The 12,282-nt window shown below is 65.2% G+C and carries 9 protein-coding genes; all 9 read left to right on the top strand.

The window, feature by feature from the left end; translation table 11 throughout:
• Positions 1–44: 44 nt before the first annotated feature.
• Entirely contained in the window at positions 45–1,283 is a 1,239-nt protein-coding gene (locus WG924_RS21210) for a branched-chain amino acid ABC transporter substrate-binding protein (RefSeq protein WP_345935046.1), read from the top strand.
• A 358-nt stretch (positions 1,284–1,641) separates the two neighbouring features.
• The gene (locus WG924_RS21205; protein ID WP_345935045.1) at positions 1,642–2,592 is read left to right on the top strand and encodes a branched-chain amino acid ABC transporter permease; all 951 of its coding nucleotides are present in this window, start codon (positions 1,642–1,644) and stop codon (positions 2,590–2,592) included.
• Positions 2,589–3,911: a branched-chain amino acid ABC transporter permease gene (locus WG924_RS21200; protein ID WP_345935044.1), complete on the top strand. Its 1,323-nt coding sequence runs from the start codon at positions 2,589–2,591 to the stop codon at positions 3,909–3,911. The genes WG924_RS21205 and WG924_RS21200 overlap by 4 nt, the downstream gene beginning before the upstream one ends.
• Positions 3,911–4,663 (top strand): ABC transporter ATP-binding protein, encoded by a 753-nt coding sequence (locus WG924_RS21195; protein WP_345935043.1) that lies wholly within the window; start codon positions 3,911–3,913, stop codon positions 4,661–4,663. The genes WG924_RS21200 and WG924_RS21195 overlap by 1 nt, the downstream gene beginning before the upstream one ends.
• A 5-nt stretch (positions 4,664–4,668) precedes the next feature.
• Positions 4,669–5,364, top strand: coding sequence for an ABC transporter ATP-binding protein (locus WG924_RS21190; protein ID WP_345935085.1), 696 nt, complete (start codon positions 4,669–4,671; stop codon positions 5,362–5,364).
• Positions 5,365–5,542: 178 nt separating this feature from the next.
• Positions 5,543–7,642, top strand: coding sequence for a 3-hydroxyacyl-CoA dehydrogenase NAD-binding domain-containing protein (locus WG924_RS21185; protein WP_345935042.1), 2,100 nt, complete (start codon positions 5,543–5,545; stop codon positions 7,640–7,642).
• A gap of 243 nt (positions 7,643–7,885) precedes the next feature.
• Complete coding sequence (locus WG924_RS21180) at positions 7,886–9,082, top strand: acyl-CoA dehydrogenase family protein (protein WP_345935041.1); 1,197 nt, start codon at positions 7,886–7,888, stop codon at positions 9,080–9,082.
• A gap of 30 nt (positions 9,083–9,112) precedes the next feature.
• On the top strand, positions 9,113–10,261 hold the full coding sequence (locus WG924_RS21175) for an acyl-CoA dehydrogenase family protein (protein WP_345935040.1): 1,149 nt from the start codon (positions 9,113–9,115) through the stop codon (positions 10,259–10,261).
• 204 nt (positions 10,262–10,465) lie between these two features.
• Positions 10,466–12,277, top strand: a complete 1,812-nt coding sequence (locus WG924_RS21170) for an acyl-CoA dehydrogenase (protein ID WP_345935038.1) — start codon at positions 10,466–10,468, stop codon at positions 12,275–12,277.
• Positions 12,278–12,282: the final 5 nt, after the last annotated feature.

Raw genomic sequence — 12,282 nt, 5'->3', positions numbered from 1 at the left:
TGCCAAGGGAGGCTGCGTTGACGCCCAAAAAGACACTGACCGCCATGACCAGCGCGATCGCGCTCGCCGTGGCCGCATTCGGCATGGCCGGTGCAGCACATGCCGAGGACACCATCAAGATCGCCTATATCGACCCGCTGTCGGGTCCGTTCGCGAATGTTGGTGACGCCGGTGCCAAGCACTTCGCGTACTTCATCGACTATTTCAACGCGCATGGCGGCTTCAATGGCAAGAAGCTCGAACTGGTCGCGATCGACAACAAGTCGAGCCCCAAGGACAGCCTGGTCGCGCTGAAGAGCGCGATCGACCAGGGCGTGCATTACATCACACAGGGCAATGGCAGCCATGTCGGCGCGGCGTTGAGCGAGGCTGTCGCCAAGCACAATGAACGCAATCCCGACAGCCGCGTTCTGTACCTGAACTATGCCGCCGTCGATCCCAGCCTGACCAACGACGCCTGCAACTTCTGGCATTTCCGCTTCGACGCCAACAGCGACATGAAGCTGGAGGCGATCACCAACTACATCAAGGATCAGCCTTCGGTTAAGAAGGTCTATCTGATCAATATGGACTACTCGCACGGCCAGGCGGTGTCCAAGATCGCCCGCAAGTTGCTGGGTGAGAAGCGGCCCGACGTCGAGGTTGTCGGCGACGACCTGCATCCGGTCGGCAAGGTGAAGGATTTCTCGCCCTATATCTCGAAGATCAAGGCATCGGGCGCCGACACCGTGATCACCGGCAACTGGGGCGCCGATCTGGCGCTGCTGGTCAAGGCCAGCGCCTCGGCCGGCCTCGACGTCCAGTACTACACCTATTACGGCGGCGGCCTGGGCGCGCCCACCGCGATTGGCGAGGCTGGCGCCGGCAAGGTGAAGCAGGTCACCGAATGGCATGCCAACCTGCCGGTGGAGACCCCGTCCGACCAGACCAAGGTGCTTGAGGATGCCTATGTCGGCTTCCTGGGCAAGTATGACCTCGACTTCTATTATGGCCGCATCCGCACCATGCTCGCCATGCTTCAGGACGCCATGGACAAGGCCAAGAGCGACCAGCCGGTCGAGGTCGCCAAGGCCCTGGAAGGCATGACCTATCAGAGCGCCTTCGGCCCCGTGACCATGCGCGCCGACGACCATCAGCTTGCTCAGCCGTTGTACATCTCGACCTTTACCAAGGGCGTGAAGTACGACACCGAGCACACCGGCCTTGGCTGGAAGACCGACGCCAAGATCGACGGCGCCGACACCGAGACCGCGACGACCTGCAAGATGCAGCGTCCGAGCTGACCGGGCTTGGCATCCGCCGCCCCGGCCGGTCCGGCTTCCGCCCCGCGGAAGCACCGGTATCCGGCCGGGACGGCCCGCCACCGTTTCTGTTCCGGCCCCGCGCCTGTCTGGCATAGCGTTTTGTCCGACACCGGCGGCCTCTGCATGTCCTCAGGGCCGGTGCTCCGCGAGCCGGACGATGCCCCCGCCATCGCCCCGCCGCCACCACCGCCCACGGGCACCACGGAACCGAACGGCCCCCCATCCGGGGCTTGCGACGTATCCGGGGGCGTCGGCGACCGGCCACCCCCCGACCGCGCGCCATTGACGCGTCGGCCGAAGCCGGCCACGCCACACCTCGCATAGACTGAAGGGCGAGATGCTGGAAATCGTCGTCTTCTCCCTCCTCAACGGCGTGCTGTTCGGCATGCTGTTGTTCATGCTGTCGAGCGGGCTGACGCTCATCTTCAGCATGATGGGTGTCCTGAATTTCGCGCATGCCAGCTTCTTCATGCTGGGCGCGTATTTCGCGTATCAGATCAGCACGGTGACCGGCTTCTGGGTGGCCCTGATCGTGGCCCCGCTGCTGGTCGGCGGCATCGGCATGCTGATCGAGCGCTATGGCCTCAGGCGCGTGCACAAATTCGGCCATGTCGCCGAACTGCTGTTCACCTTCGGCCTGGCCTTCCTGATCGAGGAAATCGTGGTGATGATCTGGGGGCGTATTCCCGTCGATTACGGGGTGCCCGCCGATCTGAACTACACCTTCTTCACGCTGCTCGGCACCAATTTCCCGGCCTATCGCGCGTTCATCCTGCTGATCGCGGTGCTGATGTTCGTGGCGCTGTTCCTGACCATCACCCGCACCCGGATCGGCATGATCATCCAGGCGGCGCTGACCCATCCCGACATGGTGGCGGCCTTGGGTCACAACGTGCCGAGGGTGTTCATGATGGTGTTCGGCGGCGGCACGGCGCTGGCGGCGCTGGCTGGTGTCATCGGCGGCCCGATCCTGGTCACCGAACCCGGCATGGCCTTCCTGCTGGGGCCGATCATCTTCGTGGTCGTGGTGTTCGGCGGCATGGGGTCGCTGGGTGGCGCCTTCGTCGCCTCGATCCTGATCGGCGTGATCCAGACATTGGCCGTGGCGCTCGACTGGTCGCTGGGCGGCACATTGGGCGCCATCGGCATCTATCTGCCGACTGACGGCTTCATCGGCACGTTGGCCCGGATCTCGGTGTCGCAGACCGCGCCGATCCTGCCCTATCTGATGCTGGTGCTGATGTTGATCTTCCGCCCGAAGGGCCTGATGGGGACGCGCGAATCATGAGTGACCGCACCCTTCCCACCGGCAAGACCGGTGCCGCCGCCCTGCGCGGCGGCGCCCGCGGCGACCGGGGCGGCGGATTCCTTGGCCGCTATGGCCTGTGGATCTTCGCGATCATCGTGCTGATCGTGGCACCGCAGATCATGACCACCGGCTTCTCGCGGTCGATGCTCAGCCAGATCGGCATCTCGATCATCTTCGCGCTGTCGTACAACATGCTGCTCGGCCAGGGAGGCATGCTGTCCTTCGGCCATGCGGTGTTCTATGGCCTGGGCGGCTTCGCCGCGATCCATGTCCTGAACGCGATCTCGCCCGAGGGCTTCGCGCTGCCGCTGGAGCTTCTGCCGCTGGCCGGCGGCTTCGGCGCCCTGATCTTCGGCGCGATCTTCGGCTGGATCTCCACCGCCCGCGCCGGCACCACCTTCGCGATGATCTCGCTGGGCATCGGCGAGCTGGTCTATGCCGGCACGTCGATGTTCCCGGAGCTGTTCGGCGGCGAAAGCGGCATTTCGGGCAACCGCGTCACCCACACCGGCCTGTTCTTCAACTATGGCCCGCAGATCGATGTCTATTACCTGATCGCCGGTTGGTGCCTGATCTGCACCATCGCCATGTATCTGCTGACCCGCACGCCCCTGGGCCGCATGGCCAACGCCGTGCGCGACAACGAGGAACGCGCCCGTTTCGTGGGCTATGACCCGCGGATGGTGCGCTTCGTCCAGTACACGCTGGCCAGCTTCTTCGCCGGCGTCGCCGGCGGCCTGACCGCCGTGAACTATGAAATCGTCACCGCCGAGAATGTCAGTGCCATCACCTCGGGTTCGGTGCTGCTGATGACCTTTATCGGCGGCGTCGGCAACTTCGCCGGCCCGATCCTTGGTGCCATTCTGGTCACCATTCTCCAGCTCAGCCTGTCGTCGATCACCGAGACCTGGCAGCTCTATTTCGGCGTGCTGTTCATCGTGATGGTGATGTTCGCGCCGATGGGGCTTGCCGGGATAATCACCCTGCATGAGCCGATCTGGCAGGCCCGGCGCCTGAACCGCCTGATCGTGCCCTATGCGATCGGCCTGGCGACCTTCCTGGTGATGGGTGTGGGTCTCGTGGCCCTGATCGAGATGAACTATTACATGTCGACCACCTATGACGCCTCGATCCCGATGGCGCTGTTCGGGCAGGACGTGTCGGTGCAGGCGATGACGCCCTGGCTGCTGGCGATCGCCGCCACCGTGATCGGCGGGTTCCTGTTCCGTCTGGCGATCCGGCGGATCAGGCACAGCTGGGATGGCGTGATCCACGACATCAAGCAGGAGGCGGCGTGATGACCGGGCTTGCCCTTGAACTCACCGATCTGCGCAAGAGCTTCGGCCCCACCGAGATCATCCGCGGGCTGAACCTTCAGGTGCGGAAAGGCCATCGCCATGCGGTGATCGGCCCGAACGGCGCCGGCAAATCAACCCTGTTCCACCTGATCAGCGGCCGGTTTCCAATCTCGTCGGGCTCGATCAAGCTGAATGGCGAGGAAATCACCGGCCTCGCCGCCCAGCAGATCAACCGCCGCGGCCTCAGCCGCAGCTTCCAGGTCACCAACATCTTCCCGAAGATGACGGTGTTCGAGAACATCCGCTGCGCCCTGCTGTGGTCGCGCGGCTATAAATACTCGTTCTGGCAGATGGTCGCCAAACAGCGCCGGTTGAACGAGGATGCCGAGGCGATCCTTGAGCGGATTCACCTTCAGTCGCGTGGCAAGGTTCTGGCCGGCTTCCTGTCCTATGCCGAACAGCGGGCACTGGAAATCGGCTTGACCATCGCCGGCGATCCCGATGTGATCCTGCTCGACGAGCCCACGGCGGGCATGAGCAACACCGAAACCGAACAGGCGGTCGAACTGATCCGCTCAGTCACCGAGGGCAAGACCCTGGTGATGGTGGAACATGACATGGGCGTGGTCTTCGGTCTGGCCGACCAGATTTCGGTGCTGGTCTATGGCGAGGTGATCGCAACCGACGTGCCGGCCGATATCCGCAAGAACCGCGCGGTCCAGCAGGCCTATCTCGGCGAGGAAGCGGCATGACCATGATGCTCGATGTCCGCGACCTCCACGCCTATTACGGCAAGAGCCACATCCTTCAGGGTGTGAGCTTCAACGTGAAGGAAGGCGAGATCGTCAGCCTTCTGGGCCGCAACGGCGTTGGTCGCTCCACCACCATCAAGGCGATCATGGGGCTGGTGCCGCCGCAGGGCACGGTCAACTATCGTGGCCAGAACATCGCCGGGATGAAGCCGCACGAGATCGCGCACAAGGGCCTGGGCTATGTGCCCGAGGACCGCTCGATCTTCCCGACGCTGACCGTGCGCAGCAATCTGGCGCTTGGCCAGAAACGCGCGCGCGGCGGCGGCCGCTGGTCGGTTCAGGACATGTTCAAGCTGTTTCCACGCCTGGAGGAGCGCGCCGACACCCTGGCCGGCGTGCTCTCGGGCGGTGAACAGCAGATGCTGACCATGTGCCGCACCCTGCTGGGCGATCCCGACCTGATCATGGTCGACGAGCCGACCGAGGGCCTGGCGCCCAAGATCACCGAACAGGTCGGCGATCTGCTGACCGAGATCGCCCGCCGGGGGGTGAGCGTGCTGCTGGTCGAACAGAAACTGACCATCGCGCTCAGAATTTCCCAGCGGCTCTATGTGATGGGCCACGGCCATATCGTGTATGAGGGTACACCCGCAGCCCTTGCAGAGGATGCCGCCATACGCAAGGAATGGCTGGAGGTCTGAGGCAGAACGCGTAGTTTGTTACCCACGCAGGCCTATACCCCTGCATGTCCCGCGGCGCGGGCCGGCCCCATGACCGGGGCCAGCCCGCGCCGTCTGGTGCCATCTCCGCTCGCTCGCGATATCAACCGCTCCCTCCCCTGGACGACGCGAGAGACGGACAGCCTGAGGTGACCTATTCATGACGACGAGTGTCCGCTACGAACGCCAGGGTCAGGTCGGTGTCATCACCGTCGACAATCCGCCCGTCAATGCGTTGAGCCAGCATGTCCGCCAGGGCCTGCTCGACTGCCTGGCCCAGGGCCTGGCCGACGACGAGGCCCGGGCCCTTGTGATGGTGGGTGCCGGCCGCACCTTCATTGCCGGCGCCGATATCCGCGAATTCGGCAAGCCGCTGGCCGATCCCGATCTGAACGGCGTGATCGAGGCGTATGAGAACGCCACCAAGCCGGTTGTCGCCGCCATCCATGGCACGGCCCTCGGCGGCGGCCTGGAAGTGGCGCTGGGCTGCCATTACCGCGTGGCCGTGGCCGCGGCCAAGGTGGGGCTGCCAGAGGTGAAGCTCGGCATCCTGCCCGGCGCCGGCGGCACCCAGCGCCTGCCGCGCGTGGCCGGCGTCGAGGCCGCGATCGACATGATCACCACCGGCAAGTTCGTGCCCGCGGGCAAGGCGCTGAAGCTCGGCATCGTCGATGCGATCGTCGACGAGTTGGTGCCGGGTGCCGTGGCCTTCGCCGAAAAGCTGATCGCCGAGAACGCGCCGCTGCGCCGGGTGCGCGACATGGACGAGAAGGTGAAGGCCTTCGATCCGGCCCGGTTCGAGGCGATGCGCAAGGCGGTGGTCAAGGCCGCCCGTGGCCAGATGTCGCCGGTCGGCTGCTTCGATTCCGTCACCGCCTCGGTCACCCTGCCCTTCGAGGACGGCCTGAAGCGCGAGCGCGAGATCTTCACCGGGCTGATCGAGTCGGACCAGTCGAAGGCGCTGCGCCATATCTTCTTCGCCGAGCGCGAGGCGCTGAAGATCCCTGACGTGCCCTCCGACACCCCCACCCTGCCCATCCGCACCGCCGCGATCATCGGCGCCGGCACCATGGGCGGCGGCATCGCCATGTGCTTCGCCAATGCCGGCATTCCGGTGAAGCTGCTGGAAATGACCAGGGAGGCGCTCGATCGCGGTCTTGGCATCATCGGCGGCAATTATGCCAACACCGTCGCCAAGGGCCGGCTGACCCAGGAGGCCATGGACAAGCGCATGGGTCTGATCGAGGGCGTGCTCGATTACGACGCGCTGTCTGAGGCCGACATCATCATCGAGGCCGTCTTCGAGGAGATGGACATCAAGAAAAAGGTGTTCGCCGCCCTCGACAGCGTCGCCAAGGCCGGCGCGATCCTGGCATCGAACACCTCGACCCTCGATGTCGACGAGATCGCCGCCTCCACCTCGCGGCCGGAATTCGTGATCGGCACCCATTTCTTCAGCCCGGCGAACGTGATGCCGCTGCTGGAGCTGGTGCGCGGGGCCAAGACCTCCAATCAGGTCATCGCGACATCGATGAAGCTGGCCAGAACCATCGCCAAGGTCCCGGTGCTGGTGGGCAATTGCGACGGCTTCGTCGGCAACCGCATGCTGGAGCCCTATGGCCAGCAGGCCGAGCTGATGCTGCTGGAAGGCGCCATGCCGGCCCAGGTCGACGGCGTCATGCAGCGCTGGGGCCTGGCCATGGGACCGTTCACCATGGGCGACATGGCCGGGCTGGATGTCGGCTGGCGGATCCGCAAGCGCCGCGCAGCCACCCGCCGCAACGACCTGTTCTGGCCGACCGTCGCCGATCAGATCTGCGAGATGGGCCGCTTCGGGCAGAAGACCAAGGCCGGCTATTATCTCTATGAGGGCGGCAGCCGGGTTCCGGTGACCGACCCGAAGATCGAGCAGTTGATCGTCGAGGCATCGAAGGCCGCCGGCATCGAGCGGCGCGAGATTTCCGATGAGGAAATTCTCAAGCGCTGCCTCTATGCGCTGATCAACGAAGGCGCCAAATGCCTTGAGGAAGGCATGGCGATCCGGGCGAGCGACGTCGATGTGATCTATTGCTTCGGCTATGGCTTTCCGGCCTGGCGCGGCGGGCCGATGTTCCAGGCCGATCTGATCGGTCTGGACAAGGTGCTGGCCGACATCAAGCGCTTCCACGCCGCGCTCGACGACCGCTGGAAGCCCGCCAAGCTGATCGAGACCCTGGTCGCCGAAGGGCGGTCCTTCGCCGATTACGACCGCGGCCGCTGACCCCGGCCGGCCGGGCGGCACCGGTCGCCCGGCCGAGACGACCATCTTCGACCAGACGGCGCCCCCCCGGCGCGCCTCGGTCCGGCGTTGAGGCATGGCGATATTTTGTCTCAATCCGGTCGGATTTCGCTGGCCTCGCCGTCGAACAGCCGTATGTTTTAGCAGGGATGGACTGGCCTTGAGGGGGGGACGGTCCCGGGCAAGGGTCCGACAGGATCCGATTTTTCAGGGAGCAGGGGCGCGATGAAGCTTACCCTCAGCGCCGAAGATCAGGCGTTCCGCGAAGAGGTCCGCGAATTCATGCGGACGTCCTTCCCGGAGGACATCAAGGCGCGCTTCGAGCGCAGCATTCATCTGCCGAAGGACGATTTCGTCCGCTGGCAGAAGATTCTGTACAACAAGGGCTGGGTCGCGCCGGCCTGGCCGAAGGAATATGGCGGCACCGGCTGGGATCCGATCAAGCGCTATATCTTCGATCAGGAGATGAATGCGGCCGGCGCGCCGGCACCGATCGCCTTCGCCTTCAGCATGGTCGGCCCGGTGCTCTATACCTTCGCCAATCAGGCACAGAAGGACCATTTCCTGCCGCGCATCCTGTCGTCGGAAGACTTCTGGTGCCAGGGCTTTTCCGAACCGGGATCGGGCTCGGATCTGGCCTCGCTCAAGACCCGTGCTGTGCGCGAGGGCGACGAGTATGTGGTGAACGGCTCGAAGATCTGGACCACGCTCGGCCAGTATGCCGACTGGATCTTCTGCCTGGTGCGCACCGACAACACCGCCAAGAAGCAGGAAGGCATCTCGTTCCTGCTGATCGACATGAAGACCCCGGGCATCTCGGTGACGCCGATCATCACCATCGATGGCGGCCACGAGGTCAATCAGGTGTTCTTCGAGGACGTGCGGGTGCCGGCCGAGAACCTGGTGGGCGAGGAAGGCAAGGGCTGGACCTATGCCAAATTCCTGCTCAGCCATGAACGCACCGGCATCGCCGGCGTCGGCCGCTCTCGCCATCAGTTGAAGAAGCTGAAGGGGCTGGCCGCCAGGGAACTGGACGACGCGGGCCGCCCACTGATCGAGAATGCCCGCTTCATGGAGCGGCTGGCCGATATCGAGATCGAGCTGATGGCGCTGGACGCGACCGTCATGCGGATGATCACGACCTCGAAGAGCGGCCGTCCTGGCCCTGAATCCTCGCTGCTGAAGATCAAGGGCACCGAGATTCAGCAGGCGATCACCGAATTGCTGCTGGAAGCGGTCGGCCCCTATGCCCAGCCCTATCTGCCCGAGAGCCAGCATCCCGGCTGGAACGGCGAGCCGATCTGGAGCACCGAGGCCAATCTGGCGGCGCCTTACTATCTGAACTGGCGCAAGAGCTCGATCTATGGCGGCTCGAACGAGATCCAGAAGAACATCATCGCCAAGGCCTTCCTTGGCCTCTGACGCGCGACCGGGACAGAGGACCGACAGTTCATGGACTTCTCACTCAGCGACGAACAACAGCTTCTGATCGAGAGCGTCGAGCGTTTCGTGCGCAACGAATACGCCTTCGACGCGCGGCGCAAGCTCTCCGAGACCGAGGACGGCATCTCGGCCAGGAACTGGGGCACGCTGGCCGATATGGGCCTGCTGGCGGTGATGGTGCCTGAAGATCAGGGTGGCATCGGCGGCAGCATGGTCGATGCGGCCCTGATCCTGGAACGCCTGGGCGGCGGCCTGGTGCTCGAACCCTTCATGCCGACCGCGGTTCTGGGCGCCCGCGCCCTGACCGTCGGCGCCGCGGCGGATGTCCGCGACGATCTGCTGGGCCGGGTCGCCGAGGGCGCGCTGAAGATCGCCTTCGCGCATTACGAGCCCCGCGGCCGTTACAACCGCACCCGCGTGACCACCAAAGCCGAGCGGTCGGGCGAGGGTTTCACCCTGTCGGGCGTGAAGGCGGTGGTCCGCAACGCCCAGCATGCCGACAAGATCATCGTCAGCGCCCGCACCGCCGGTGCCGAGCGTGACGCCGATGGCATCACCCTGTTCCTGATCGACCGCGACGCCGATGGCGTGTCACTGCGCGGCTATCGCACGGTCGATGGCGGCCGGGCCGCCGATGTCACGCTGACCAATGTTGCGGTCGGCGCCGATGCGGTGCTGGGCGAGGTCGATGGCGGCGCCGGGCTGCTGTCGGACCTGCTCGACCACGGGGCGGTGGCGGTGTCGGCCGAGGCGATCGGTGCCATGAAGGCGCTGCACACCCTGACCGTCGACTATCTGAAGACCCGCGAGCAGTTCGGCGTGGCGATCGCCAATTTCCAGGTGCTCCAGCATGCCGCGGTCGACATGATGAACCACTTCGAACAGAGCCGGTCGCTGGCTTATGCGGCGGCGATGGCACTGGCGGAATCCGACGACGACGCCCAGCGCGCCCGCGCCGCTGCGGCCTGCAAGGCCCATGCCTCGCGCTCGGCGCGCCTGGTCGGTCAGGCCGGCATCCAGTTGCATGGCGGTATCGGCATGACCGAGGAATATGCCGGCGGCCATTACTTCAAGCGCCTGACCATGATCGAGGGCGAATTCGGCGACCGCGACCATCATCTCGACCGGATGGTGGGCTTCATCCGCAGCGCCGCCTGATTGCCTGACCGGTCATAGGCCAAACCCGGTCAATGGCCAGACCCGGTCGACGGCCGACGCCGGCACCGCCACGGGCCGGCCATCGATGAAGGGGGCGGAGACTGCGTGGTCTCCGCCCCCTTTTTTATCCGCGTGACGCCCGACCGAACGTTTGGTGGTTCAACGCCCACTGGGGCATCGTCATTTTCAGGGAGGTCCGACGCCATGGACCAGAAGATCATCAACCGCCGCGACCTCGATTTCATGCTCTACGACATGCTCGATGTCGAAAGCCTCACCAGCCGGCCGCGTTACGCCGATCACAACCGCGAGACCTTCGACGCGGCGATCGACCTGTCGATGAAGATCGCGGTCGACCATTACCTGCCGCATCTGCGCAAGAACGACACCCATGAGCCGCGTTTCGAGAACGGCCGCGTGGTCATGATCCCCGAGGTCAAGGCCGCCGTGACCCAGTTCATCGATGCCGGGCTTCTGGCTGCCGCCCAGGACGAGGACTGGGGCGGCATGTCGCTGCCGACCACCGTCGCCCATGCCTGCTATGCGCTGTTCGACGGCGCCAATGTCGCGACCGCGTCATACACCTTCCTGACCATCGGCGCCGCCAACCTGATCAAGAGCTTCGGCAATGACGACCAGCGCGAGCGCTTCCTGCGCCCGATGCTCGCCGGCCGGTTCTTCGGCACCATGGCGCTGACCGAGCCGCAGGCGGGTTCCGGCCTCGCCGATGTCCGCACCCGGGCGGTGCCGCAGGACGATGGCAGCTATCGCATCTCGGGCAACAAGATCTTCATCTCGGCCGGCGATCATGAATTGTCGGACAACATCATCCACATGGTGCTGGCACGGATCGAGGGCGCGCCAGCCGGCGTGAAGGGCATCTCGCTGTTCATCGTGCCCAAGGTGATGGTCAACGAGGATGGCAGCCTGGGCGCGCGCAACGACGTGGCGCTGGGCGGGCTGATCCACAAGATGGGCTGGCGCGGCACCACCTCGACCATGCTGAATTTCGGCGAGAACGGCGGGGCGGTCGGCTATCTGGTGGGCGAACCCCACAAGGGCCTGACCTATATGTTCCAGATGATGAACGAGGCCCGGATCGGCGTCGGCCGCTGTGCGGTGATGCTGGGCTATGCCGGCTATCTGCATTCGCTGGATTATGCCCGCGACCGCCCACAGGGCCGGCTGCCCACCGACAAGAACCCGTCGAGCCCGCAGGTACCGATCGTCAACCACGCCGATGTGAAACGGATGCTGCTGGCCCAGAAGGCCGCGGTCGAGGGCGGGCTGGCGCTGACGCTGACCTGCGCCCGGCTGGTCGATGAACAGGACACCGGCCCGACCGACGAGGCCCGCGCCGAGGCGCTGCTGCTGCTGGATATCCTGACCCCGATCGCCAAGGCCTGGCCGTCGGATTACTGCCTGGAGGCCAATGTCCACGCCATCCAGATCCATGGCGGCTATGGCTTCACCCGCGAATATCAGGTGGAGCAGTATTACCGCGACAACCGCCTGAATCCGATCCATGAAGGCACCAACGGCATCCAGGCCATGGACCTGCTGGGCCGCAAGGTCACGATGATGAACGGCGCCGCCCTGAAGGCGTTGTCACAGCGCTTCGCGGCGTCGGTCGCCGAGGCACGCGCCGCCGGCGATCCGCGCCTGACCCGGCTGGCCGATGATTTCGAGGCCGCGGTCGCGCGCCTGCGCCACACCACGGAAGCCCTGGCGCCGCTGATCCAGGCGGGTGAGACCGAGCTTTATCTCGCCAATGCCACCGCCTATCTGCACCAGTTCGGCCACACCGTGATGGCCTGGATCTGGCTGCGTCAGGCCACCACCGCCGCCCGGCTGCTGGCCGGCGACCCGCATGAGGCCGAGCGCGCCTTCCTGGACGGCAAGTTCGCCGCCGCCCGCTATTTCTATGTCTGGGAACTGCCCAAGACCACGGTGTGGGCGGGCATTCTGGAAAGCCGCGACGACACGCTGGTCACCACCGCCGACGCCTCGTTCTGACGGCG

Source organism: Tistrella arctica (assembly GCF_039630945.1).
GTDB classification, from domain to species: domain Bacteria; phylum Pseudomonadota; class Alphaproteobacteria; order Tistrellales; family Tistrellaceae; genus Tistrella; species Tistrella bauzanensis.
Note: the sequence above shows the minus strand (reverse complement) of the source record. Positions and strands in the feature narration are given on the sequence as shown.

Bases quoted from the DNA above. Each gene is read 5' to 3' on its own strand.
- WG924_RS21175 (WP_345935040.1), top strand. From the start codon at position 9,113: ATGGACTTCTCACTCAGCGACGAACAACAGCTTCTGATCGAGAGCGTC.
- WG924_RS21170 (WP_345935038.1), top strand. From the start codon at position 10,466: ATGGACCAGAAGATCATCAACCGCCGCGACCTCGATTTCATGCTCTAC.
- WG924_RS21210 (WP_345935046.1), top strand. From the start codon at position 45: ATGACCAGCGCGATCGCGCTCGCCGTGGCCGCATTCGGCATGGCCGGT.
- WG924_RS21200 (WP_345935044.1), top strand. From the start codon at position 2,589: ATGAGTGACCGCACCCTTCCCACCGGCAAGACCGGTGCCGCCGCCCTG.
- WG924_RS21195 (WP_345935043.1), top strand. From the start codon at position 3,911: ATGACCGGGCTTGCCCTTGAACTCACCGATCTGCGCAAGAGCTTCGGC.
- WG924_RS21180 (WP_345935041.1), top strand. From the start codon at position 7,886: ATGAAGCTTACCCTCAGCGCCGAAGATCAGGCGTTCCGCGAAGAGGTC.
- WG924_RS21190 (WP_345935085.1), top strand. From the start codon at position 4,669: ATGCTCGATGTCCGCGACCTCCACGCCTATTACGGCAAGAGCCACATC.
- WG924_RS21205 (WP_345935045.1), top strand. From the start codon at position 1,642: ATGCTGGAAATCGTCGTCTTCTCCCTCCTCAACGGCGTGCTGTTCGGC.
- WG924_RS21185 (WP_345935042.1), top strand. From the start codon at position 5,543: ATGACGACGAGTGTCCGCTACGAACGCCAGGGTCAGGTCGGTGTCATC.